Below are 26,382 nucleotides of genomic sequence, written 5' to 3' on the forward strand. Positions count from 1 at the left end.
TTTAGAGGGGTTTTTATGCATAGAGAGCTAAAACAAAGAATAGTAAGTGAACCATCTGAATTCACTTCTTATGTGGAGAAACTAATTAGTACAAATAGATTTGACGATGGTGAAGTGTTGGAAATATCGATACTTGCCATAAAAAACGGACCGGGAAGATTATCAGATGAACAATGGCATGTCTTTATAGAAAATGGTTTATTACCTTATTGTTATGATAAATGTGAAAGATGTACAGATGATATTCCATGGTCATTTATGTTCAGTGCTATTTTTATAAATAGAGATCATCTTTGTCCTTTCTGTAATTATTTAGAAAATAAAAAATAAGTCTTTTGCCTTCCGTGTTGAGGAGGGCTTTGCTTCTATTTTACAAGAAATACAGACATGTCATTGGTGGGAGTGATTTGGTGTATTCAGAAGTAATGGAATTAGATTTATTTGGTGGCAAACGGACAGTAATAACTAACTATGTATCAAAAGCTTGATCATGAAGGAGGTAGATAGCTTTGCGATAGAACACATACATTTACACATTTGTCCTTTTAAATGCGTTCATACCTTCTATTAGATTATGATATATCGTATAAAATGATAATTTATTGAACTACACCAATTTCGCTTCTCTTAGAAGGGGGAGATTCCAAAGCACACCTTCTTAATCGAAGGTTTTCATTATCTTACTGCCCTTTATATTCCTTGAAATGGAGATTTCTGTCGGAAAATGAAAAAACAATCATAAAGACCTACAACAATTTAATAGGTTGTAGTTGCTTCATTGCTACAATATCGCTAGAATGATTATGTATCTTTTTTTGTTTTAGATTATACATACATATTTATTGTTGCATATGCGTTAAATGCATTTGGTTAGTTCTTAAAGTTGATATTCTGCTGCTATTCCAACCCCAAAGATTTACCACTACGAATATCAGTATAGGTAACTGTCAGTAGATGACTATTATTTCATCATATTTTCATGCCGTGCCGTCCAAAAATGGTACCACTTGTTATAGAAAATGAAAAACCTTGAACTCACCAAGGTAAGTTATGTTAGTGGGATTCAATTTTATCTACTGTATGAAAAACTATTTTGATAAGTACCTAGACTGTAAAGACCTGTTAGGTTTGCTACGAACTCACGTTGAAATGTAAAACAGTTAATAACTATATAAATATGTCATGTCAACTTTTTCAAAAGGTGATCATGATTATAAACAAGAGATGCATATGGAAAATTTATCTATCGGAGGTATGTTATGGGTAAGGGCTTGATAAGATCAGCCATATTAATAGTAGTAATTGTACTAGGTATAGGAAGTTATTATTTTATAACAGATATTAGAAGTGAAATGGCACATAAAAAACTTGTGAAAAACTATGAAAAACCAATTCCGAAAACGATAAATGACGAATATGATGTAATTGTCATTGGTGGAGAGCCAGAAGGAGTTGCTGCTGCAGTTTCAGCAGCTCGTAATGGTGCAAAAACACTTTTAGTAGAAAAGCGTGAGGAATTAGGTGGGTTATTTACGTATGGAATGCTCAATTTCCTTGATATACCTCGAAATGACTCTAAACGACCAGTCAGTATGGGTATTTTTAAAGAATGGCACGACCTAGTTAGAGGGAAAGATGCCTTTGGAATTTTAGATGCGAAAGCTGCCTTTAAAAAGCTTGTCGATGAAGAACCGAATTTAACGCTTTCTGTTCAAACCGAAGTTGTTAATGCCGGCCTTGATTCAAATCAGCTAACATCAGTAGAATTAAAAAATAAATATGGTACGTATATTGTAAAAGGCAAGACATTCATTGATGCTACACAAGATGCTGATTTTGCTACAATGTCAAAAGTTCCATTTTTCATGGGTGGAGAAGATATTGGTATTAAGGATAAGAGAATGGCTGTTACCTTGATGCTACATTTAAAAAATGTTGATTGGGATAAGGTGAAAAAAGAAGCAAACTCAAATACTTTTGGTGGTGCTCACCTAAATGATTCAGTTATGTGGGGCTTTACAAAGCTTCATGATGACTATAAGCCAGTACAAGAAGGTACGAGATTACGAGGCTTGAATTTAGCAAAAGTAGATGATGAATATTATATTAATGCTTTACAAATTTTCGGAATCGATGGTTTGAATGAACTTTCCAAACAGGAAGCAATTGAAAAAGGAAAGAAAGAGACTGAACATATTTTAAAATATTTACATGAGAAGTTTCCTGGTTTTGAAAATGCAGAAGTTGTAAGTTATCCGGAGGAACTATACGTCCGCGAAACAAGACATATTTGGGCAGAATACCAATTACCGATGTCTGATGTTTGGAAGAACAGTGATCATTGGGATAGCATTGGCGTAGCTGCGTATCCAGTTGATGTACAAGCGCAAACGCCTCATGATTATGGATATGTTATTTCAGCTCCAAAACAATATGCCATTCCTTTCCGTTCTTTAGTGCCGAAAGAAATCGATGGCTTGCTTGTTGTAGGTCGTTCTGCAGGTTATTCATCACTTGCAGCGGGGAGTGCACGTGTCGTTCCAACGGGTATGGTGACAGGTGAAGCAGCGGGAGCAGCAGCAGCATTAGCGATTAAAGAAGACGTAACCTTTAGAGCATTGAGCAAGGACAAAAAACTCATCAATACTTTACGGGAAGATTTGAAGAACCAAGGAGCCTTTGTAGATTCTTTTGAAATGGATTATCCTTATAAAGATGAATGGTATGATAAATCTATTCAAACTTTAATCAATTACGGTCTTGTTGTCGGTGGTTATTCGAATAACTTAAATGTTGAAGATATGGCAACAAAGATTAAGTTTGCGAAAATGCTAAAAGAGGGCGTTCAACGTGTTAGTCCAGAGAAAATGAACGAGCTAAAGGATAAGCTGGATGTCGTTATCTATAAAGTAGCTAAAAAAGAAAAAAGCCCAATTAAAAGAGATGAAGTTGCAGAATTCTTGACGGAAGTATTAGTAGGCAAGTCAAGTGATAATAACTGGGATGTATTGCTTGAAAAAGGGATTATCAGTGAAAAATTAGCAAAAAGATTAACAGAAAACAAGGAACTAAAATTAAAAGAGTTGTATGCCATAATGGCTGATGTCATCCATTATTCAGAAAAGGAACATACCCACTAATTAGTGGGGAATGTTCCTTTTCCTTATAGTTATCGCATTCATGTATTCGTAATATGCTCTATCACTTTAAGTGCTCCATTGGAATCGATTCAATTATTTAAAAATGAAAAGACGGTTGACTAAAAAAAAGAACTCCTGTAAAATATTTTGAAATTACAGATAAATTCGACGATAAAGAGAGTAGTTTATGGAGTTACTGGAAAGCGAATTAGGGATGGTGTGAGCCTAATGCAGAAGCCATAAATGAAACGCACTTTGGAGAAGGTTCTCGAATTAGTAGTAGAGAATATCGGGGAGTCACCCCGTTAACAATGGAAAGTGGTCATATTATATGGCAACTAGAGTGGTACCACGGGATAACTATGCTCTCGTCTCTATTTTAGAGACGAGGGCTTTTTTTATCTTCATTTAGTATGAATTGTGCGCACAATTCAAAATCCGGACACTTTGTTTGTCTACAAGAAAACGGGAGGAGAATGAATATGAATACACAAATTGCAAAAAGTATAGCTGTGGCATTAAATAATGTGCTGTCAGTTATTGAAATTCAAAATTTACTGGAGAAACCAAAAAAATTGGAATTAGGGGATTTGGCATTCCCGTGCTTTACATTAGCCAAAAAACTAAGAAAATCCCCTCACACTATCGCGTCCGACATAAAAAATAATATAAGCTGCGATTTCATACAAGAAATTCAAGTAGTAGGTGGTTATGTCAATATTTTTTATCATCAGCCAACGATTACTCAACAAGTTCTTTGCAAAATTGTAAAAGAGAAAAATTTATACGGGACTCAACAAGAGTCAAAAGGGAATATAGTACTGGATTTTTCTTCACCTAATATAGCGAAGCCTTTTTCTATGGGCCATTTACGTTCAACAGTAATCGGTAATGCTTTGGCTAATATTGCCGAGAAAAACGGCTACAAAGCAATTCGCATTAATCATTTGGGTGACTGGGGAACGCAATTTGGTAAATTAATCGTCGCATATCAAAAGTGGGGAGATCAAAAGACGATTGAAGCTGCCCCAATAGAGGAACTGCTAGAAATTTATGTAAAATTCCATGAAGAAGCGGAGCAGGATAATTCACTGAATGAACAGGCACGTACTGCGTTTAAAGCATTAGAAGATGGGGATGAAAAGACGTTAGCTCTTTGGCAATGGTTTAGAGATGCATCACTCGAAGAATTCAAAAACATTTACGAATTGCTTGGAATTGGCTTTGATTCATTCGCTGGAGAAGCGTTCTATAATGACAAAATGGCTGCTGTTGTTAAGGAGTTGGAAGAAAAAGAACTGCTTGTGAAATCCGAGGGTGCTCATGTCGTTGAAATAGACAATATGCCTCCATGCTTAATAACCAAAACTGATGGTGCTACGCTTTACGCTACACGTGATTTAGCAGCTGCTTTTTATCGTAAACAACAATATGGCCCTAAAAAATCATTTTATGTTGTAGGGCATGAACAGTCACTTCATTTTAGCCAATTATTTAAGGTCATTGAGAAGATGGGGTATGAATGGGCAAAAGACTTGCAACATGTGCCTTTTGGGATGATTTTAAAAGAGGGTAAAAAAATGTCGACGCGTAAAGGAAAGATCGTTCTATTAACAGATGTACTAACAGAAGCAATAGCTACGGCGAAGCGAAATATCGAGGAAAAAAATCCAAATCTAATGCATAAAGAGAGTATCGCACAACAGGTTGGTGTAGGAGCGGTCATTTTTAATGATTTGAAAAATGATCGTGTTCATGATATTGAGTTTTCTATTGAGCACATGATGAATTTTGAAGGTGAAACAGGGCCATATATTCAATATACGTATGCACGTATTGCATCTCTTTTGGTAAAAGCAGATGCACAAAGTTATGAAGTATCACTCGAACCATTAGGTGAGCAAGCATGGCCTGTTATTTTATTACTCGAACAGTTTCCGAAAGTAATTGCTAACGCCTTTGAACTAGCAGATCCATCACAAATTGCTAAATACGCTTTACAATTAGCGCGTCAATTTAATAAATATTATGCGCAAAATAAAGTATTGGTCAATGACAGCCAATTAAAATTAAGATTAGCATTTTGTCTATGTGTATCCATTGTGTTAAAAGAGTCGTTGGCATTATTAGGCATTGCCACACCTAAAAATATGTAAGTATGATTAGTGTGTCTACAACATCGTGCTAGCTATATCCTGCAACTAGTAATAGCTGTGGAAATTGACCATTACTAGAAAAAATGGTAAAAGAGTATAGTGAGAATTCAAAGGTCTTATCAAATTTCGTTGAATTTTTAACCGCATAATTAGAGAGAAGGTTTTTAGAAAGTATGGAGAAAAAGCAAAGGCGTGTTTCCATGGTACTTGTGGTTGTTTGTATTTTCTTAGTTGCGCTCAATATGCGCCCAGCAGTCACAGGAATAGGACCACTATTTAATGTACTTTTAGAATCACTCCATATATCAAATACGAAAATGAGCTTTTTAACATCTATTCCGGTGTTTTGTATGGGACTCTTTGCACCATTCGCAGTCCCATTACAAAGAAAACTTGGAACAAAAACAGCTATTACGCTCTTAATAATCATCCTAACAATAGCAAATGGTCTACGCTTTTTAAAAGAAAGTTATGTACTACTTGTAGTCACAAGCTTTGCGGCAGGATTTGCCATTGCACTGATAGGACCTATATTAAATGCCTATATTAAGAAAAAATTCCCGAGTCGTTTTACTACGGTGGTTGGTATTTATTCATTTGGAATAGGAACAGGTGCAACATTGAGTGCGGCACTAACATTACCATTTTATAATCATTTTCATGAGAGCTGGACGATGGCACTTGGCTCTTGGGCAATACTTGCTATTATTGCTCTATGTATATGGATCCTGACAATACAAAATCAAGAACTACCAGAGACAGCTGTATTTACAGAAAAAGTAGCACGGAATCCGTGGAAAAATGTCCGTGCTTGGACCATTTTAATTTACTTTGGCTTACAAACATCTTTGTTCTTCTCTATGATGTCCTGGTTAGCACCAATGTTACAGGATAAAGGCTTTTCCCTTGGCGCTGCAAGTACTATGCTAACATTTATGTCTATTGTACAAATGATTGGGAATATTTTGGTCCCTATATTAATGGAAAAATGGTCGAGTCGAATCGGCTGGCTCTTCTCCTTGGGGGTCTTTGGTATTTTTGGCTTTGTGTTGCTATGGGTAGGCTCAGGGGCTTTATTATGGATTGCGGTATTCATAATTGGTATTGTCTTAAGCGGCTTATTTCCAATCGGTCTATTACTACCATTGGATGAGGCAAGAAATGACGAGGAAGCAAATAGCTGGTCATCTATGGTGCTTTCAGGCGGCTTCATGATAAGCGCCATTATCCCTATACTGATTGGCTATTGCTATGATGTGACGGGTAATCATACATTTACTTATGCAATTTTTATCACTTTAATGCTAGGCATTATAGCTACTATCATTTTTCTTAAGAAAAAATAATGTGGACACATGCGCAAATGTACGCGCATGTTTTTTTATGCTGTTTTCATGATTGATTTTGCCAAATAGGAACTATTGTTCTATAATGTGGAAGAAGTGAAATGGAGGACTATTTTATGAGACCTAAACTAACGAAAGATATAAGTGTAGATAGTTTTAACGATTTTTATTGGTTAAAGGAAGAATTGCAATCTTTTTGTAGAAAGAACGGAATAAGTGCTTCTGGTTCTAAAATAGAGATTGCCAATAGGATTGAAACATTTCTGCAGACAGGGGAGATTAAGAAGCCTGTCAGAAAATCAAAAGCGAAAAAAATAGAACAGCAAGTAGACTTAAGTCTTGATACAGTCATTACCGAAAGTCATCGTTGTAGTCAAAATGTAAGGGCGTTTTTTAAGACAGTACTCCCAAAATTTCATTTTTCAACCTATATCCAAAACTATTTTAAAAACAATATCGGAAAAACTTATCGAGATGTCGTAGATGCTTGGAATAAAGAGGAGGAACGAAAGAAAGACCCTTCATACAAGAAAAACATTGCACCCCAATTTGAATATAATCAATTCATCCGTGACTTTTTTTCTGACCCGGAAAACCAAGGGAAAAGTCGTGAAGAAGCGATTGAAGCATGGAATACAATCAAGAAACTACCTGGAAACAATAAATATAAAAACAAATAATTAGTTTACGATGTTCATTATTATAGTGGTGTAATAATTAGTAAACAAGGTAGGTTGTTCTAACATGATTCGATGTTCAGCATATGGAATGATACATAATTTTTTAAGGGAAGCCTACCATTTATTTTCTAGAAGGGGACTGGGACCACCGTGTAAATAAAGTAATAGCGGGTTATCATAGTTAGTACCAGAATGAAAGATAGATACTATTAAACAAGACAAACTCCACAATAGTAATTACCTTCTTGGATTTATTTTAATCGACCATTCTCCCTAATTATGATTACTTCATATTTCAAACTATTTAAAGATCTTCAACTGAAACGTCATTTTGGTTTTAATCCATATCTAATTGAGGTGTCTTCTTCAAAACCACCTTTACATCAACATGAAAACGATATAACATCTTTTAAGACCCACTACATTGTCTCCAATTCACTTGTCGAAAAAACTTTAAATAGATCTACTAAAAATAAGTTCTTTTTTCAGCTACCTTGAACTCAACATGTCTTCCAAGCTCAGTAATTGAAGCGGGAGGCATCTTTTTTTATATCATTTTAACTGCAAACGATAAGTTATTTTCTATAGCAAAGATAATAAAGAGTCGTTTTTTATAGGTAGAACGAATTGAACATAAGACAAGAGCTTTATTTTAATATTAAATTTAAAATAATAATATTATTATGTAAACTTGAAACGTAGCGTAACCTTGTTTATGATAGAATAGAAAGATGTTTAACTTACTTTCAGTAATGAAACTTGCCACCTCTATAGGTGATGAGATGAATACGGGTTGAAGTTATTTTTCAGCACGTCCACTGAAAGAAGTTAAAGCCTTCGGACGCAATTATGCCAAGGCATAGTTGAATGATAGAAAGTTTTGGTGAACGTATGTGGAAAAAGATGCTCATTCTTGGAGCGACAACTTTACTTTTAACCGGCTGTGGCAATGAAACATTGGCAGAGGTAGTTCAAAGTAAAAAGAGTGATGTGAAATCGGAAAAGGCTGTGACGAAGCAGCAAGAAAAAATTGTTCCGGAAGTAAAAGTAGTTGGGGAGAACGGAATCGGTGCAGGGATTATTGTAAAAAAAGAGGATGGTAAACTTTATATTGTGACAAATGGGGCGCTCGTCGCTTCAAAGCCAACTGCGCTTGTACAATTTAATAATGATAAACTGAAGGAAGCCGAAGTTCACTATTTATCGACAGCTTATAATATAGCCATTTTAGAAGTTTCCTATAACGTATCGGTAAAGGTACCGACCGTTTATAATGGGGAATTAGATCAGTTAGCTGTTTATGTCGATAGCTTACCACACACTATTCAAAAATATAGTGACAGTGTAGCAGCTTATTACATAGATGCAAATCAAAATACACGTTTAGGGAGTCCTGTTCTAGAAGCAGAGAATGGCAAACTTGTGGGCATCTATTTTAAACGTAAGGAAAACGGTGGGTCACAGCCGTATATATTGCCATTTAAAGATATTGTGATGTTATTGGATGAATGGTGTGAAAGTGGCATGAAGCCAAGTAATAGACTAACTCAAGCCAAAAACTTGTATCCTTATATAGAACAGGGTAATAAGGAAGCCGTCCAGCAAGCAATTGATCAATATGGAAAGAACATTTTTGCTTTTAATACCGATGAAATAAAGCTATTTTTAGATACATTTCATAAGCAATTAAGAGCAGCTGTTGAGGTTCAAGATGCAAGTGTCATGAATTCTTTCGTAGGGTCAAACGATTTACAAAGCACCCTGGATAATATGGTTGCCTATTACGCTTCCAAAAAAGCGCAAATATATTTTTCCGATACGACGATAACAAATATCAGCATGGAAGGACAAAATATGATTGTTCGTGCCAAAACAGAATATGTCCTAACAAATTCTGCTGGTCAAGAGGCACTTGCAAACTCTATGATGGTATATGAAATAAATAAAAATGAACAGGGCGAGTATAAGCTTATTCGTCTAACAACTGAGGAGTGAAAAGTTGGATGGAGCAAGCAAGACAAATGCTACAACATCATTTTGGCTATGATTCATTTCGCAATGGACAAGAACCAATTATTGAACAAACATTACGAGGTCAATCAAGTCTTTGTGTGATGCCAACTGGCGGAGGTAAATCAATTTGCTATCAAATTCCGGCGCTCATGCTAGATGGCCTTACAGTCGTCATATCCCCTTTGATTTCTTTGATGCAAGATCAGGTAGAAGCATTACGTGCTGCAAATATTCCAGCGGCGTATATTAATAGTACATTAACCGTGCAAGAAGTGAATGAAACGATCCAGCTCGCTAGTGCGGGATATTTAAAGCTTCTTTATATAGCGCCAGAGCGATTAGAAAGTGCAAGTTTTTTACAAGTATTATCGAATTTATCTGTACCTTTGATTGCTGTGGATGAAGCACATTGTATATCTCAGTGGGGGCATGATTTTAGACCAAGCTACCGAGCAATCCAAAAATTATTTACGTTGTGGCCGCAAAAACCAACTGTCTTAGCACTTACTGCCACAGCAACACCAGCTGTTTGTGATGATATTAGACAATTATTAGACATTGACGAGCAATCAACTGTCATTACTGGTTTTTCTCGCGACAATTTATCATTTTCTGTGTTAATCGGTGAAAACAAAGAGCGCTACATTAAAAATTACTTAATGAAAAATAAAAATGAAGCGGGCATTATTTATGCGGCTACACGAAAGGCTGTAGACGCGATCTATGAGCTGTTAAGTCGTTCGGGCGAAGCTGTTGCAAAATACCATGCGGGATTATCAGAGGACATGCGTATGTCAGAGCAAGAGCGCTTTTTAAAAGATGAGGCGCGCATTATGGTAGCTACCAATGCATTTGGAATGGGTATTGATAAGAGTAATGTCCGCTTTGTTATTCATTATCAAATGCCACGCAATATGGAGAGCTATTATCAGGAAGCCGGACGTGCGGGGCGTGACGGCTTACCAAGTGCTTGTATTTTACTGTATGCATCAGGTGATGTTCAAACGCAGCGCTTTTTAATTGAACAGACGCAGGATGAAACACGGATTGCACAGGAATTAGGAAAGCTGCAAACGATGGTGGATTATTGCCATACAGAAGGCTGTTTACAAAATGCCATCTTAACGTATTTTGGAGAAGTACCAGGGGAGCCTTGTAGTCGTTGTAGTAACTGTAATGATGGACGAGAAGTGAAAGATGTGACGGTAGATGCACAAAAGGTGTTAGCCTGCGTCGTAAGGATGGGGCAAAAATTCGGTAAGACGATGGTAGCCCAAGTATTAATTGGCTCCAAAAATCAAAAGGTCATAGAATTTGGCTTTGCAAGGCTGTCTACCTATGGCATTTTAAAAGGACAATATTCCTCAAAGGATGTCTCAACCTTTATTGAGTTTTTAATTGCTGAGGGCGTTCTTGCCGTTAAACATGGCACGTTTCCAACCATTTATGTTTCAGAGGAAGGCAAAGAAGTTCTACTCGGAAATCAACAAGTCATGAGAAAAGAAGCTGTTACTGTGCGTAAGCTTGTAGACAATGATCCGTTATTTGAGCATTTACGATTATTACGTAAAGAGATCGCAGATGAGGAAAAGGTACCACCATTTGTTGTGTTCTCTGATAAAACATTACGTGATTTATGTGACAAAAAACCAAATGAGCTAGAAGATTTACGACATGTTAGCGGTATTGGTGAAGTAAAATTCGAAAAATATGGCGAGCGGTTCTTCGAGGCACTGCAGTCTTTTTTGAAAACAGTTTAAAGAGAAAAAGGAAAGTGCTTAATTCAACAGAATTAGGCACTTCCTTTATATTTGCAAAGTATTACAACCTGCTATTTCTCCCAAAGTTCGATTAGTCGACCTTCAGGATCTTTAATCCAAATAAACTTTCCAAATTCACTTATTTCTTTTTCCTTCTCAAGTGGAATACCAATTTGTTCGAGATGCTTAATTGTTTCGTCTATATCATGTACTTGGAAATTTAACATTACTTGTTGTTCAGTTGGAAAATAACTGTCATCTTCGGTAAAGAAAGAAAAGATCGTCTCATTTCCTAATTGAGGTTTAATCACTGCCCCATTCCAATTTTCCATTTCAATCTTCAACACTTCACTGTACCATTTTTTTACTACATCAAGATTGTTAGTTCTCCAAAATATTCCCCCGAAACCTTTTATCATTGTATCTAGCTCCTGTCTGACTTTCAATTTTTTCATTTTTCGAATTTAGGTATAGTTCCTTCTTCACTATACCGCTTGAATTGTTTAAGTACAATTTTTCACAATAGCGTAAATATCCATTAAATAAATTACCATAACGAATAACTAAAGAGGTGGTTTGTCGAACCTACAGTACCAAAATAAAAAAACCCGGAATATACATATTCCGGGCTTGATTCTCACTTACTTATAGTGCTCCATGACACACTGCCTCGCTTCCGCATTGATCTTAAATTTTTAAGACAACTGTGCTTTAGCTTCATTCAGTTTTGATGGTCCTTCTGAGTTACCGGTCAATCCCACTCATCGGGTTAACCCTCCTTGTCATTGGATTTGAAAGTGAAATCTTAAATAGTATAGACCGTTCATCATTTTCTATACACGTTTTTAAAAAGGAATAAGATCCAACGGCTAAATTTATACCCCTGCATAAATGCGTCCTGAATTACCTTAGAGTCGCATTTGTTCTTTTGCGTGAAAGCGAAGCGACAGTGCGACAGCAACAACATGTTTTCGTCTGTGCGAAAGGGAAGCGCAAGTAAACAACGTTTTGTCAGTTAGCTGTTATCGTATGAAGAATAACTAGAGAGGGGATAAAACAAAAAAATAACCCGGAATATAAATATTCCGGGCTTGATTCACTTACTTATAGTGCTCCATGACACACTGCCTCGCTTCCGCATTGATCTTAAAATTTTTAAGAAACTGTGCTTTAGCTTCATTCAGCTTTGATGGTCCTTCTGAGTTACCGGTCAGCCCCACTCATCGGGTTAACCCTCCTTGTCATTGGATTTGAAAGTGAAATCTTTAATAGTATAGACCGTTCATTATTTTTTATACACGTAAACAAAAAAAAAAATCCATTTCGAAAACGGCTAAACCTTGAGTTAAATAGGGGATTTGTCCATCAAAATGGAATTTCATAAAAGTTATTTCTCCCAATGCTCAGTGATGAACTGATCTCGGCCAGAAAGTGCTCGGTCTTTCTGATAATGCTCCGACTCTTTTTGATAATAGTCCTGATGATAATCTTCTGCAGGGTAGAAGTATTTAGCATCGCGAATTGTGGTTACAATAGGTTTATCAAAGCGACCACTGTTTTCTAGCTTTTCCTTAGAGGCTTCTGCAATGCGTTTTTGTTCATCTGAATAAGTAAAGATAGCCGTCGTATATGATTCACCACGGTCATGGAATTGACCAAAAGCATCTGTAGGGTCTATTTGCATCCAGTAAATATCAAGTAGCTGCTCATAACTAAAAACGCTAGGGTCAAATTCAATTTCGACTACTTCTAAATGCCCAGAAGTACCTTTTTTGACATCCTCATAAGTAGGATTGTCTATATGACCACCCATGTAGCCAGAAGTGACCTTATGTATACCATCCCATTCAACAAATGGCTTTACCATGCACCAAAAACAACCGCCAGCAAACGTAGCTTTCTCGATCATGTTCATCATCCTTTCTGTCGTGAAAATATTATAGCATTATTTGGTTCATTCCTGGCAAAAAGGGTGTAAAATAACCTTAAAATAGTTATTGAAAGGATTCGCAACATACTATAAAATGAACCTTTCTTAGATTGAATCGTTACATTACTATAAAAAATAGAGGAGTTAACAGTTATGGAAGAGCAAGATTATTCAAGACGCTCGCAGCGGCCACAAAAACGCCGCTTGCGTAAAGGGCGAGCATTGTTCACATTGTTATTACTTTTAGTCATCGTGATTGCAGGTTATTCCGTAATGCAATATCGAAGTGGACTTAAATTGGCAAGTGATACAAAGGTAGCCCAAGAGGCTTTCAAAGGCGATACAGTAAATGGCGATGTAGAAAACTATTTATTATTAGGGATCGATACTCGTGGTGAAGAAAAATCACGTACAGATACAATGATGGTATTATCGTGGAATAAGAAAACAAATGATATGAAGCTCGTGTCACTCATGCGAGATATTTATGCAGAAATTCCTGGTTATAAATCCTATAAGCTTAACACGGCCTACTATTTAGACGGTGTTCAATTATTAAAAGATACGATTACTAATATGTTTGGCCTACCGATTCATCATTATGCCATTATTGATTTTAAAAATTTCGAATCACTTGTAGATATTTTAGCGCCAAATGGTGTTGAAATCGATGTAGATAAAGATATGTCTGAAAATATCGGGGTTTCATTAAAACAAGGTGTTCATAACTTAAACGGTCAAGAATTACTTGGCTTTGCCCGATTCCGTCACGATGCTGAAGGGGATTTTGGTCGAGTAGCACGTCAGCAAAAGGTGATCGAAGCCTTAAAAAATGAAGTTTTATCACCTCAAAATATGATGAACTTACCAAAATTCGTTGGAGCAGCGCAAGGATATATAACGACGGACTATTCATCAGCAGAAGAGGTTCAACAAGTGCTGAAAATGGTGTCGAAAGGTAAAGTCAGTATAGAAAAAGCAACAGTTCCAATTGAAGGTAGTTATAATTTCCAAAGCTTTAGAGGTGTCGGGGATTCAATTGTTATGGATGTGGAGAAAAACAAAGAATTTTTACGTAAATTTTTAGGAATTCCTTTAGAGTGATTTTTCGCAAAATCCAACATCATCTTGTAAAATAAGGATATAGGATTGGTATTGGGGTGATTAGATGGAAAAAGACAGATCAGATGAGCGTTCAAATTTCTTTTCAACGAAGTTTATTCGCTTTATCGGTGGTAAAAACTTATTTTTTACACTGATTGTATTATTATTATTAGCATGCGTTATTTTTATGTTCCAAAAAGTTTCCTTTATATTTACCCCGTTAAAAGTTTTATTTGAGGTAGTTATTCTACCAGGGGTATTAGCCATTATTGGGTATTATTTACTTCGTCCAATATTGGGACTTTTCGAAAGATGGCGGATCCCAAGGGTTTGGGGTATCTTTCTTCTATATATTATTCTGATCGGCATCATTACGTTATTAGTAGTACTTGTCTATCCGTTTTTACGAGACCAGTTTACTAATTTAGCACAGGAATTCCCGGGATATTTTATGGCATTTACACAAAATATCGCTGAGTTTCTCAATAATGCACGCCTCAACGAGTACTTAGATAAAGTTAATTTAAATTATGATTCAATGGTAGAGAATTTTACTACAGATATGGTGGACACGGTAAAAGATACGGCTGCGAATTTAGCACAAGGTGTAGCCTCTGGAATTACTGGATTCGTATCAGCGTTAACTGGAATTGTTCTATCATTAGTGACGGTTCCATTTATATTATTTTACTTACTTAAAGATGGTAAAAAACTACCTAGTTTTATTATAAAAATTTGTCCGCCACGTATGCGTAAAGAAGTAACAGAAATCTTACAAGACATGGACAAGCAAATTAGTTCCTACATTCAAGGACAAATTTTAGTGTCCATGTGCATAGGTGCAATGGTGACTATCGGATTTTTAATTATCGGTATGAAATATGCCTTATTGCTTGGCTTCCTTGCTATGATTACGAGCGTGGTTCCATACTTAGGGCCTGTCATCGCCATTACGCCAGCGGTCATTATCGCTCTTGTTACATCGCCATTCATGCTTATTAAACTAGCCATTGTATGGACGGTTGTACAGCTCATTGAAGGGAAATTTATTTCTCCACAAATTATGGGGAAATCACTGAGTATCCATCCAATTACAATTATTTTCGTGTTATTAACGGCTGGTTCTTTATTTGGCGTACCAGGTGTCATTTTAGGGATTCCGGGTTATGCCATTTTAAAAGTGCTAGTAACACATTTATTTAAACTATATAAAAAGCGTTATAATCGTTATACGGATGATATGCATCAAAAATATGATGTATAAGAAGAGACAGCTACTGCGAACATGCAGTAGCTGTTTTTTATGGTTCTATAATATTTGTTGGGGTATTCACACAATTACACGCATAAAAAAAGCACAGATTCACCGATTTATATATACTTGAATTGTCGAGAAACAAGTAATAGAAAGGTGAACTGTGCAAATGAATTTTAACATGAATATCCCAGGATTAAAAGATGTAGAGATTACGAAAGTAGAAGAAGTAGGCGATCGAATCGCATTGTATGTACAATTGCCTAAATGTACGCATCAATGTCCAGTTTGTAAAAAAGAAACTTCGAAGGTTCACGATTATCGTATACAAAAGATCAATCATTTAAAGTGGTTTGAACGTTTAACTATTCTTTTCTATAAACGTCGTCGTTATGTTTGTAATTGTGGAAAGCGTTTCTCTGAAAAATCCCCCTTTGTAGATAAATATCAACGTTATTCAAAAGAATGGAATCAAGTAGTTAGTATACGTGCTATTAAAGCCAAAACATTTAAAGAAGCTGCAGAAGTACTGGGCACATCAACTACGACGGTCATTCGCCGTTTTAAAAAGGTAGCGAATAAACAATTAGTAGAGGGTGTACGTTTACCAAAAGCGATTGCGATTGATGAGTATAAAGGCGATACAGATGCAGGTACGTATCAGCTAATAATTGCGAATGCGGAGACGCGCGAACCGATTGATATTTTACCGAATCGTAAAAAAGAAACTATAAAAAATTACTTAAGTCAGTATGGAGCAGATGTTGAAATAGTGGTCATGGATATGAATCCAAGTTATAAAGCAGCTGTTCGTCAAGCGCTAGGTCGACCTGTTATTGTGGCAGATCGCTTTCATTTTAGCCGTTATATCTATTGGGCAATGGATGAAGTGCGCCGACAAGTACAAAAAGAATGGGACAAATACAATCGCACAAAGTGTAAACGTATGCGTCATGTGTTTTATAAACGTACATCTAAATTATCACCAAAACAACAGTGGTACTTACAGCGCTATACAGAAATGTCTGAAACATTAAAAGTAGCTCATGAATTAAAGGAAGCCTATTGTGAATGGTTTGATTGGGCAAAAACAAAGAATGATGTCGTAGAAGTAAAGAAGCGATTACTAGCTTTTTACCGTAAGGTAGAAGAGACAAGATTACCAGCTTTCTTAAAAGCAATTCAAACATTTAAAAACTGGCAAGTAGAAATCTTAAATAGCTTTAGTTTTGGTTATTCTAACGGCTTCTTGGAAGGTATTAATAATAAAACAAAAGTGATGAAACGGAATGCATATGGCTTTCGACGTTTCGATCACTTTCGAGCAAAAATCTTATTAAATTTAAAGTATAAAGAAATCGGGGTTCATCTGGGTTAATGTGCTAAAAGATCACACACCCCAACATTTGACTTAGAACCAAAATGATGCTACACAATAAAAATGGGTACGTGGCAAGCTATATATCATTATTCGTAGCGATTATTTCATGTTTAACTTGTTTAGAAGAAGGTAGGACTTGTTGTAGCTTATGAAGTTTATTTATGCGTTCTCGTTTCTAGAAGAGATTGAAGCTACATAATTGCCACTAGATAGGAGATGGGGAATTGTTATTTTTCGAAGGGGAAAACATACAAAATATTATATTTCAATCTTGGTCGATAGAATCAAGTTCTAGTTGGACTATAAAGAATCCTGCAAAAGGGCAATGTGGTGTAACAGCACTAGTGATAAATGATTTATTTGGAGGAGAAATAGTAAAGACAGAACTTGAAGATGGATGGCATTTTTATAATGAAATAAATGGAAAACGTTATGATTTTACAGAAAGCCAATTTCCTTGTTCTATTGAATATATGGATGTTCCTTCTAATAGAGAAGAAGCTTTTGCAGACACAAATGACAAACAATATAATCATTTAAAGCAAAGAGTAAACGAAAAAATAACAAATGAATAGAAATTACCTTCCTTCGAATATTTTTTTCGAAGGTTTTTTTGCAAGGCTATTCGTCGTATCCTGATTCATTTTTAAAATCAATAAAATTATGACTTAAAATACATCCATGCCTTTTACTAACGTCATGACTCACATTTACAATAGGAGGATTTATAGAAAAGCAATTATAGAATTAATAAATGATTCCAAGTAAACCACCCTAGACAACCTAGATTTTAAACAGTAATATTAAATGTTGATCATATTTGATAGCATAGAATAAATAGAAAAGGTGTTATTTTTGAAAATCAATAAAAAATTCGAACCATTAATTTTTAGTATCTTTATGATTTTAGGTATATCCTGTATTATCTCTTTCGTTATGACTTCAATGAATGTTGGATATACAGCTTTTTTCCTTAAATCATGGATGAGAGCATGGGGGATTGCTTTTGTAGTTGCATTTTTAGCTTCTAACTTACTACCTTTCGTAGTTAAAAGAATAATGAGAATATTTATATTTGTTGAGCATAAAGCTTAATAAAAAAGTGAAATACTACGTCGGATATAGTACCAGATATACTGTACAACCCCCATTAGTCGCCCCAATCTTTGAAAAGAACAACATATGCGTGTAAATCGGTTCCACGTATCAATTTCTTTTATGCTACTTTCATAGATCTGCACAAATTGTTGATCCATGAAAGTCTGCTTATTCTTCCGCACCCAACATATTAAAATCAATTTATCTATTGTTCGAAAGTGTATGAGAATAGGCTTTATAGATTATGAACAAGAAAAAATTCTTTTAAAAAAATATGATAAATGTTGCTATATAAGCTTTCTACAAGAAAATCCCTCTATTTTGAACGACATCGGAAAGAAAGATATGCTGAAGCAGTATCTATTCAATTTAAGTCTGCTGTAAAATAGGAGAGAGAAGTTGTTTATGGATATTTGTAGAAAGAGGTGTTTTATGAAAAAGATGTTATTAACAATCGGAATAATCATTTTCCTTGTTGGAGCATTCGTATTTTACAACAAACTTTATCTCCCTCCACTCCCAATAGAAAATATAAGTAAAAAGACAGTTATAGAAAAAATAAAGGATTCCAACATACAAATGGTTAAATTGTCGAAAGAAAATGGTCAAGAATGGTATGTAGTCAAGGAAAGAGATACATCTGTAGCTGATGAAATGATTAGAGAAATGCTTGATCAAAATGGATGGACTTTTAAACAAAAAGAGGGGAATGGACTCTTCTTTGAAAGACATGGCGAAAACTTGATTGTGTCGACACAAATGTGGACTGGAGACTATTTGTTAGTGAAAATTCCCGTCAATTTTAACGAATAAGAGCTTCATGAAATAAAGGAGAACTTTATAGGATATATAAAGGATTCAAACTAAGGCACAATGCTACAGTTTTTATTAGTTCTCCTGATAGGGGTAGCGTCAGGAAAATGGGGATTTACAACGATAAGGAAATTCCAAATTAAAAAGCCCAACTTCTCTGCAAAACAAAATAGAGAAAGTGAGCTTTTCAGTTACTTCATTATTTTTTTCGAACTAATAAAAAACTGCTAAGTTGATTTTTTAGCTCAGTTATTTATTGAATTCATTAACTGGAAGAAGTATTCAGGTTGATGAGTCTTATTTAGGTTATACCATGAATGTAATGTGTCGGGTGCAAATACATCTAATTTTTTCAGAATTTCCGTCGTAAATTCTAGAGGTGCTACTCCTGATGCAGTAATCAAATTTTCACCAGATACCGCAGGTCTCATCTCATAAAATTTTTCTCCTTTATAATTAGGACAGACCGTTTTAATATACTCTAAGTCATTGCTTGTGTGTTTTCTAGAATCTAAGTATCCCATATTTGCAAGGGCCTCAGTTGCACCACAAATTGCGGCAACAATAGTACCAAGCTTTAAAGCTTCGCCAATTTTTTTTAAGATAGGTTGATGAATATCTTCTCTCCAAGTAGTCCCTCCAGGTAAAATTAAAAGATCCTTACTTTCAAGTGTACATTCATCAGGAGAAATATCTGGTTTTATGCTCAGTCCTCCCATCGTAGTAATAATTTCTTTATTGGCTCCTACTGTAACTACTTTTAAAGGTGCTAAATCTTTTTTGAAATATCTTCCTGAGTTTAGTTCAGCAATTAAATATCCATATTCCCAGTCTGACATTGTATTAAAAACATAAAGATAAACTTTTTTTGTTTGCATCCAATAACACTCCAATCACAATTGATATAGCCTATTATAAGATAACTTCCCTGACAGTTAACGTCAGGGAAGTTATCATACTTGATGAAATTTTATTAATTCCGACAGCACTTCAATAAGTCTTTTCTTAAGACTTATTGGCTCAATAACTTTAATAGATTTACCGTACGATAAAAGTAAATAAGGTACATATGTATGTATCATATCTTTTTCAAGAAGAAAAACTGCTTGATTTGAAGTCCGTTCTTGTAAATAATGTCCTAAAAACCAATGTTGGCAAATGTCATCCAACGTCCTTTTATTTCCATTAATAACTAAAGAAATAATCCCTTCCTTATCTTCTATAGTTGGAAGGAGGTTTTTCATAAAAAAGTCACGAGCTGAAAAATTTTCTGGACGGTTAAACTTATTTTTGGTTAGCTTTAGACTTTCAATTCGATCTACTCTAAAACTACGGATATCGTTCCTAAGATGACAAAATCCAATCACATACCACTTATTATTCCAATAAATAATTCTGTACGGATCAACCAATCTATACTTTGATTGATCTTCGCCACTTTTATGGTAAAGAATTTTTAAAGAGTATCCGTCAGCTACGGCCTGCTCCAACTCCTTCAAGAAAGGTTCCATAGAGAGGGAACTTAATCGACTTATTACTTCAAGACTGGTCAAATGTTGGTTTATTTTTGTTTCCTGCTCTTGATTTGAATATTTGCTTAGCTTTGAAATAGCCCTATTTAGTGCTTCACCACCATAATATCCAGCTTCTTCTGCAAAAACAGCAGCATGATAAATTGAAGTTTGCTCCTCAAAATCAAAAAAAAGAGGAGCCTCAATAAAATTGTTCAATAAAGTGTATCCACCGTTATGCCCTGGTTCTGAAATTATAGGTACGCCACTTGTTGAAATTGTATCAATATAACGATACACAGTCCTTATATTCATCTCTAACTTTTCCGAAATTTGTTTTGCAGTAATTTTTTCACCTGAACGAAGCATCCATAGAATTGCTAACATATTGTCAATCTTAGGCATATAATTCCACCTCTATATGAAATTTATTTTCTATTATATATTTCCGATTTTTGGTATAACTCATCAACTGTTCTTTTCCGATAGCTTTCTATATAATGAGGCCCTAGACACATTTGTAATTTGACAAACTTGATTTACAGTCATATCTCCTTCTTTATAAAGCTTTACTGCATAATTCATTCCTACATGTTTTTTATGGTACTTCTTTAACCGACCTTTAAACTTTCCTTCTTTTTTAGCCAGTTCAATCCCTTCACGCTGCCGCATACGAATAAGATCACGTTCTAATTGGTTTACACCCGCCATTTAGCGTTGTAAATCCGCATTTTCCTGACGGTACCCCTGATAGACCAATACTTAAGAATTACATAATAATCTATAAAAACCCTTCCAACGATTAAAGTTAGAAGGGCTTTCATGTTGTTTAGCTCATGATTTTTGTGGTGCTAGTTGCACTTGTGCTAAGCGATCAACAGCTTCTTGCAACATTTCTTTCGGTTGTACTAACGCTAAACGTAAATAGCCTTGTCCAGCCGAGCCAAATACTGTACCAGGAACTGTCACGATGCCAGCTTGTTCAATTAGTTTAAAGGCTAGCTCTGTACAATCAATATCGTACGGATATTTTGCCCAGACGAACATACCACCTTCAGAAGGAGCGGCATCCCATCCTAAAGTATGTAAGCCATTCATTAATGTTTTATGGCGCTCAGAGAAAGTTGCGCGTAGGTCTGCAGTAATTTCCTCTGCATTATCAAGTGCTACGACCGCAGCATCTTGAATTGGTTCGAAAATACCGAAATCTAAATTTGATTTTAATTGTTTTAAAATCGAAATCATCTCAGCGTTACCCGCGATATAAGCGATACGTGTACCAGCAAGGCTAAAGCTTTTCGATAATGAGTTAATTTCCATCCCAACTTCTTTTGCGCCAGGAGTGGCTAGGAAGCTAATTGGGCCATCACCAGTAAAGTAGAACTCAGAGTATGCCGCATCATGTAGAATGATAATGTTGTATTTTTTTGCAAAGGCAATGACTTTTTCAAAATAAGCGATTGAAGGCATTGCAGGTACAGGATTACCTGGTAAGTTTAAAATTAATAGTTTTGCTTTTTGCGCAATCTCTTCGGGAACAGCATCTAGGTCTGGTAAATAATCGTTGTCAGCTGTTTGAGGCATATAGTAAGGTGTTGCGCCTGCTAGGTGAATTCCTGCATCATAGGCTACGTAAGCTGGGTTTGTAGATAGTACGATATCACCTGGATCACAAAAGGCGATTGGTAAATGCACTAATCCCTCTTGAGAGCCGATCGTTTGAATGATTTCAGAAGCGGGATCTAAATCTACATTACTACGACGTTTATAGTAGCGACTAACAGCTTCATAAAAACGTTGCGTGCCTGTTAATGTATAGCCGTAGGATTCTGCTAAACCCGCTCTATACGATAAATGCTCGCGAATTTTAGCATGAGGAGGAAGGTCAGGACTACCTAAGCTTAAATCAATCATTTTCATGCCTTTTGCTTCCTGTTGCTTAGCATGATTTTTTAAATCTCCGAAAATTGCTGGTGTAAATAAAGACATTTTTTTAGATGGTACGATTTTCAAACTAGTACACTCCTTATAGTTGTATAACAGAATAGTAGTTCACATTTTATCATACTAAAGCATATAAAGGGAAAGATATTCTGAAAAAAGAATATATTTTTATAATGGAGAAATTGTATGCGTAGACTAGCAGGAATAAATTAACTTCTTTCAGCTGTAGTCTCCCATCTTGATAGGTGATGTGATGTAATGTAACGAAAAGAATTTTCAGTTATTTTTCAGTGAGTGTGTAAAAACCAGCTGAAATAGAGGAACTCTGTCTAATAACGCCACGTCCTGTGGCATTATCGAAATGACCGACATCGTGTCGGCCCTCGTGCAGGCCTAAATACAAAGCCGATTCCGGACGCAATTATGCCGAGGCATAATTGATCTAATGCTGGAAACAATAATTTTGACGGAAAAAATGTACTGTTTCTGCTATCATAAAATGGAAAGGAGCTGTCAGTCATGGATGTTTATTCTTTGAGTGGTCCAAGTGGAACAGGGAAAAGTACAAGCGCACTAGTTTTCGCCCATAAAATCGGGGTAGAGGCTCTTATTGATGATGGTCTTCTTATTGTAAATGGAGTGAAAGTAGCTGGAATTTCCGCAAAATTTGAGAAGAATACGATTACAGCCGTTCGTCGAGCCATTTTTACAGATGATACACATCGTAATGAAGTAAAAAAAGCACTTGATACATATAAAGTACAGTCGATTTTGCTAATTGGTACGTCCAATAAAATGACTAAAACAATCGCTCGTCAACTTGAGCTAGGTCCTATCAATACATATTACTATGTTGAGGATGTACGTTCTCAAAAAGAAATTGCAAAAGCTCGCTTTATTCGACAGACGCAGGGGAAGCATGTGATGCCAATCCCGTACCGACAAGTCGAACAAAACTTTTTTAAACGACTCGTTCAAAAAGGGAAGGAGATTTTCTCTACAAAGCGTGAAAAAATAGGGGAGACGACGATTGTTCGTCCTGATTTTCAACAAGAGTATATTGAAATTGGTAAGCATGTTTATGTGCAGCTACTAACGTATTGCTGTGTAAAGCAAGATATCGTGCACAAAGTTGAGCACGTACAATTCGTGTTAGGCGACCTAGTACAAGCAACGATTACTTTACAGCTAAAGTTACCTATTACTTATTCCATACCAAATCGATTGTATGCATTACAAACATCGATTCAGGAGGAATTCTACCAGCATTTTGGGTATGAATTAGATGCGATTCATCTTCAAATTAAGTCGGTAGTACAAAAACGAAAATCCTAAAAACAGGTACTCCATTCGCAAGAGGGCGAGCGGAGTACCTATTTTCTATTTCGATTGACGTGTAAATTGCGGCTGACGTTTTTCTACAAAGGCACGGCAACCTTCTGCAAAATCCTTTCCGACAAACGGTGTTGAGCCTTGCCATAATGAAGGTACACTGTCCACACATTCTTGAACAGATTGTTTCACAGCTAGTAAAGATTCAGGTGACATGCCTGCAACAAGCTTACCCATGCGAATCATGTATTTATTTAAGTCTTTTTCAGTTACTAAATAGTTAAGCATGCCAAGCTTAAAGGCTTCTTCAGCTTTAAACATGCGACCCGTAAATACTAAATCCTTTGTTGTAGAAGGACCTACTAATTGAACTAAACGTTGTGCAAATTTGTTATTCAACGTGATGCCTAATTTACCGACAGGAATACCGAGCTTTGCTTTTTCAGAGCCGATGCGGATATCACAGGCTAATGCAAGCTCTAAACCAGCACCCATTGCGGGACCATTAATGACGCCAATTGTTGGAATTGGTAAACGCTCAATTGTGGAAATCGTTTTTTCCATATGTACAAACGCTTCTTCGGCTTTTTCAAGAGAAATGGCGTTGAATTCTTTAATATCTGAGCCAGCTGTAAAGTTTTCACCAGAGCCGCGTAAAATCAATACTTTATTTTTCGGATTATCTAATACTTGTAAGGCAATTTTAGCTAATTGATCCCACATATTTGCTGTAAGCGCGTTTTTAGCCTGTGGGCGATGGATCGTAATGATTGCCAGTCCAGCTGTTTCTTGATAAATAATTTTTGCGTCTTCTGCTTCAAGTCGAGTTGTTTTTACTTGCATACTTGAAAAGCCCCCTACATGTTATAGTTGTTACTCTTATTATATAACACAAACGGACATAAACACTAAATTATACGAATTTTCATGTAAATCAGCCTAGTTATACAAGAATAGAGGCATAGTAAAGAAATTGTATTACAACAAAGTGCGGAAAATTACTATTGTAAGAAAACAAAAGATGTGGGACACTGCTATAGGATCATTTGTTTCTTCATTTTGAAAGGATCATTTGAACACTGAAAGCAGGATAGTGTATGAATACTACAGATTATCCGACATAACAATTTAGATAATTAAATTATAAACTAACGCCCCAAAAATATAGTAAACTTAAATAAAACACGCACAGTTATTAAGGAGGTCATAAGATGGTCACTTTAGTGGAAGCATGGGACAGCTATTTTTTACTTTTAAACTCATTGAAAAAAAGTACTGCTACGAAAAAACAATACAATATAGATGGACATCAATTTTTAGCTTTTGCTCATGAGAACAACTACTCGAATGTAGATCATCATTTAAAAGAATTGTTATATATATATAGTAATTATTTAAAAGAGAGTTACGCGAATGTCAATACGTTTAATCATAAAATTGCAACTTTGCGAGGCTTTATAGACTTTGTCTTTTTAAGAGAATGGGTGGATCCATTTGACTATGAGGTTATTTTACAGCCTAAAAAGAGACAAAAAGAAGCTTTGACATTGTTGACAAAGAAGCAATTAATCCAAATTGCGAATGTCTGGCCAACTTATTTTCAATACGCTAAAACAATGGAGCATGCTTGGCTAGCAAGACGAAATGGCTGCATTGTCCAACTACTTATGGAGACAGGATGTAAACCAGCAGAACTTGTCCGTATGAAATGGTCTCATATTCAGTTTGACTCATCGATTATTTACATTGCTAATCAAAATGGGCGTAGAGAAATAAAGCTGACTTCAATTTTAATGAACATGCTGGCGCACTATAAAGAGGCAACAGAGGAATTACATGAAGAAAAGCTGGGAGAATGGGTTTGGGTAAGTGAGGCTAGTCAATCTAAATCCATCTCTACAAAAACAATTGAGCGAATTTTCCAAATGATATCAAAGGATATCGGCACAAATGTGAGAGCCACGGATTTGCGCTATACCGTCATGCAAAAGGCATTTCAAAGTGAAAAAACAATCGAAAATATTCAGGAAAAAATGGGCTATGTACGAAAATGGGTACTCACTGAAAGACAGGAGCGTTTTGAATAAAAATAGATCGTTTTTCGTCTTTATTGGATTGTGATTAAGCGTGTATAAATAACAATAGAAAATTTGTGCACGCTTTTATAAATTATTTAATAGTTTTTTAGTATATTTTTTAACAGTTCTATAATGGAGGTTATCATGGATTACTTTAAAAGTAAGGCATTTGAGGATCATAGAAAAAATACATATAACTTATTAGAACAAATACCTTCTGCTAAAAGTCCGGTTGGATGGACTTTTAAGGGTAATTTTAGTATTGGTGGTTTTGAATATTTCGGGTTTGATGAATCATCCGATTTGTTACTTGTCGTATCAAGTAACGGTAGGGGAATACTAGATTTAGCAAGGGCAGAAAAAATATCCCGAGATTATACAGATGACTTTGATTTAAATGAAACATTGTTAATTTGTGAAGGCTTCGACGTTTTAAAAGATAAATCGATTAAATTGGCAGGCAAATATGGTGGGAGCTTACTGCCAGTCAGTAATAAATTCGGGGATTGTTTACAAAGAGTATCTCCTCTGTACCCTTGTGAAGATATAATTTATCAACCTGCGTTTGAGGACTGTTTGGTCGAAGGACACAATAAAAATTGTATCCGCATTTATAGAGGTTTTTTGTATTGCTATGGGTTTTCATTTAGTGGCAATTATTTTGTAATTGCAGATGACGGCGGTATTTTATTTTGGGAGAGAAATAATGCTGAGGCATAATATAAAATGCGGTTTCATCCATTCCTTAATTAGATAATGAATAAATGTACTTAAAATAAGGGAGGGTGATTGTTCAATTAGTGCAATCGCTCTTTTACTAACGGCGCAAGTTAATTGAAGA

General features: G+C 35.6%; 22 protein-coding genes, 1 pseudogene and 1 other annotated feature. Of the genes and pseudogenes, 16 read left to right on the top strand and 7 right to left on the bottom strand.

Going from position 1 to position 26,382, the window contains the following annotated elements; translation table 11 throughout:
* Positions 1 to 15 precede the first annotated feature (15 nt).
* From ACVYAD_RS02585 to recQ, 7 genes are all read left to right on the top strand, one after another.
* A complete protein-coding gene (locus ACVYAD_RS02585) occupies positions 16 to 330 on the top strand; it encodes a hypothetical protein (RefSeq protein WP_476424383.1) in 315 nt (104 codons plus the stop codon).
* Between the two features lie 929 nt (positions 331 to 1,259).
* Positions 1,260 to 3,140 carry an FAD-dependent oxidoreductase gene (locus ACVYAD_RS02590; protein WP_476424384.1) on the top strand — a complete coding sequence of 627 codons (1,881 nt, stop codon included), beginning with the start codon at positions 1,260 to 1,262 and terminating at the stop codon, positions 3,138 to 3,140.
* 159 nt (positions 3,141 to 3,299) lie between these two features.
* Positions 3,300 to 3,519 (top strand) — a binding site (T-box leader).
* A gap of 103 nt (positions 3,520 to 3,622) precedes the next feature.
* The gene (argS, locus tag ACVYAD_RS02595) at positions 3,623 to 5,296 is read left to right on the top strand and encodes an arginine--tRNA ligase (RefSeq protein ID WP_476424386.1); all 1,674 of its coding nucleotides are present in this window, start codon (positions 3,623 to 3,625) and stop codon (positions 5,294 to 5,296) included.
* A gap of 173 nt (positions 5,297 to 5,469) precedes the next feature.
* Positions 5,470 to 6,642, top strand: coding sequence for an MFS transporter (locus ACVYAD_RS02600; protein WP_476424388.1), 1,173 nt, complete (start codon positions 5,470 to 5,472; stop codon positions 6,640 to 6,642).
* Positions 6,643 to 6,758: 116 nt separating this feature from the next.
* Positions 6,759 to 7,322: a DUF6434 domain-containing protein gene (locus ACVYAD_RS02605; protein WP_476424389.1), complete on the top strand. Its 564-nt coding sequence runs from the start codon at positions 6,759 to 6,761 to the stop codon at positions 7,320 to 7,322.
* 867 nt (positions 7,323 to 8,189) lie between these two features.
* On the top strand, positions 8,190 to 9,317 hold the full coding sequence (locus ACVYAD_RS02610) for a TcaA NTF2-like domain-containing protein (protein WP_476424391.1): 1,128 nt from the start codon (positions 8,190 to 8,192) through the stop codon (positions 9,315 to 9,317).
* A gap of 8 nt (positions 9,318 to 9,325) precedes the next feature.
* Positions 9,326 to 11,095 (top strand): DNA helicase RecQ, encoded by a 1,770-nt coding sequence (recQ, locus tag ACVYAD_RS02615; RefSeq protein ID WP_476424393.1) that lies wholly within the window; start codon positions 9,326 to 9,328, stop codon positions 11,093 to 11,095.
* Between the two features lie 71 nt (positions 11,096 to 11,166).
* Here the strand turns inward: recQ and ACVYAD_RS02620 are convergent, their stop codons facing one another.
* Together ACVYAD_RS02620 and msrA are read right to left on the bottom strand one after the other, a co-directional pair.
* The gene (locus ACVYAD_RS02620) at positions 11,167 to 11,514 is read right to left on the bottom strand and encodes a VOC family protein (RefSeq protein ID WP_476424394.1); all 348 of its coding nucleotides are present in this window, start codon (positions 11,512 to 11,514) and stop codon (positions 11,167 to 11,169) included.
* 968 nt (positions 11,515 to 12,482) lie between these two features.
* Positions 12,483 to 13,004, bottom strand: a complete 522-nt coding sequence (gene msrA / locus ACVYAD_RS02625; protein WP_476424395.1) for a peptide-methionine (S)-S-oxide reductase MsrA — start codon at positions 13,002 to 13,004, stop codon at positions 12,483 to 12,485.
* A 174-nt stretch (positions 13,005 to 13,178) separates the two neighbouring features.
* On the opposite strand from msrA, the gene ACVYAD_RS02630 reads away from it, so the two are divergent.
* The 6 genes from ACVYAD_RS02630 to ACVYAD_RS02655 all read left to right on the top strand — a co-directional run bounded on the left by ACVYAD_RS02630 (position 13,179) and on the right by ACVYAD_RS02655 (position 18,676).
* Positions 13,179 to 14,129: an LCP family protein gene (locus ACVYAD_RS02630; RefSeq protein WP_349657875.1), complete on the top strand. Its 951-nt coding sequence runs from the start codon at positions 13,179 to 13,181 to the stop codon at positions 14,127 to 14,129.
* A gap of 64 nt (positions 14,130 to 14,193) precedes the next feature.
* On the top strand, positions 14,194 to 15,393 hold the full coding sequence (locus tag ACVYAD_RS02635) for an AI-2E family transporter (RefSeq protein ID WP_349657876.1): 1,200 nt from the start codon (positions 14,194 to 14,196) through the stop codon (positions 15,391 to 15,393).
* A 154-nt stretch (positions 15,394 to 15,547) separates the two neighbouring features.
* On the top strand, positions 15,548 to 16,762 hold the full coding sequence (locus ACVYAD_RS02640; protein ID WP_476424397.1) for an ISL3 family transposase: 1,215 nt from the start codon (positions 15,548 to 15,550) through the stop codon (positions 16,760 to 16,762).
* A gap of 227 nt (positions 16,763 to 16,989) precedes the next feature.
* Positions 16,990 to 17,340, top strand: a complete 351-nt coding sequence (locus ACVYAD_RS02645; protein WP_476424399.1) for a YunG family protein — start codon at positions 16,990 to 16,992, stop codon at positions 17,338 to 17,340.
* 280 nt (positions 17,341 to 17,620) lie between these two features.
* Entirely contained in the window at positions 17,621 to 17,860 is a 240-nt protein-coding gene (locus ACVYAD_RS02650) for a DUF2798 domain-containing protein (RefSeq protein WP_349657879.1), read from the top strand.
* A gap of 435 nt (positions 17,861 to 18,295) precedes the next feature.
* On the top strand, positions 18,296 to 18,676 hold the full coding sequence (locus ACVYAD_RS02655) for a hypothetical protein (protein ID WP_476424401.1): 381 nt from the start codon (positions 18,296 to 18,298) through the stop codon (positions 18,674 to 18,676).
* Between the two features lie 245 nt (positions 18,677 to 18,921).
* Here ACVYAD_RS02655 and ACVYAD_RS02660 read toward each other — a convergent pair whose 3' ends face one another.
* From ACVYAD_RS02660 to ACVYAD_RS02675, 4 genes and pseudogenes are all read right to left on the bottom strand, one after another.
* Complete coding sequence (locus ACVYAD_RS02660; protein WP_476424403.1) at positions 18,922 to 19,554, bottom strand: type 1 glutamine amidotransferase family protein; 633 nt, start codon at positions 19,552 to 19,554, stop codon at positions 18,922 to 18,924.
* Positions 19,555 to 19,629: 75 nt separating this feature from the next.
* Positions 19,630 to 20,592: a helix-turn-helix transcriptional regulator gene (locus ACVYAD_RS02665; protein ID WP_476424405.1), complete on the bottom strand. Its 963-nt coding sequence runs from the start codon at positions 20,590 to 20,592 to the stop codon at positions 19,630 to 19,632.
* A gap of 63 nt (positions 20,593 to 20,655) precedes the next feature.
* Positions 20,656 to 20,898: pseudogene (locus ACVYAD_RS02670) on the bottom strand (helix-turn-helix domain-containing protein); the annotation flags it as partial.
* A 123-nt stretch (positions 20,899 to 21,021) separates the two neighbouring features.
* The gene (locus ACVYAD_RS02675; protein WP_476424407.1) at positions 21,022 to 22,200 is read right to left on the bottom strand and encodes an aminotransferase class I/II-fold pyridoxal phosphate-dependent enzyme; all 1,179 of its coding nucleotides are present in this window, start codon (positions 22,198 to 22,200) and stop codon (positions 21,022 to 21,024) included.
* A 450-nt stretch (positions 22,201 to 22,650) separates the two neighbouring features.
* Here ACVYAD_RS02675 and ACVYAD_RS02680 point away from each other — a divergent pair, with 450 nt between their 5' ends.
* Positions 22,651 to 23,466 carry a hypothetical protein gene (locus ACVYAD_RS02680; RefSeq protein WP_476424409.1) on the top strand — a complete coding sequence of 272 codons (816 nt, stop codon included), beginning with the start codon at positions 22,651 to 22,653 and terminating at the stop codon, positions 23,464 to 23,466.
* Between the two features lie 45 nt (positions 23,467 to 23,511).
* On the opposite strand, the gene ACVYAD_RS02685 is transcribed toward ACVYAD_RS02680, so the two are convergent.
* Positions 23,512 to 24,306: an enoyl-CoA hydratase/isomerase family protein gene (locus tag ACVYAD_RS02685; RefSeq protein ID WP_386828395.1), complete on the bottom strand. Its 795-nt coding sequence runs from the start codon at positions 24,304 to 24,306 to the stop codon at positions 23,512 to 23,514.
* A gap of 368 nt (positions 24,307 to 24,674) precedes the next feature.
* Here ACVYAD_RS02685 and ACVYAD_RS02690 point away from each other — a divergent pair, with 368 nt between their 5' ends.
* Positions 24,675 to 25,550: a tyrosine-type recombinase/integrase gene (locus ACVYAD_RS02690; RefSeq protein ID WP_476424411.1), complete on the top strand. Its 876-nt coding sequence runs from the start codon at positions 24,675 to 24,677 to the stop codon at positions 25,548 to 25,550.
* Between the two features lie 135 nt (positions 25,551 to 25,685).
* Positions 25,686 to 26,261, top strand: coding sequence for a hypothetical protein (locus ACVYAD_RS02695; RefSeq protein WP_476424412.1), 576 nt, complete (start codon positions 25,686 to 25,688; stop codon positions 26,259 to 26,261).
* Positions 26,262 to 26,382 lie beyond the last annotated feature (121 nt).

The sequence above is a fragment of the Lysinibacillus sp. G1-3 genome (assembly GCF_056322905.1).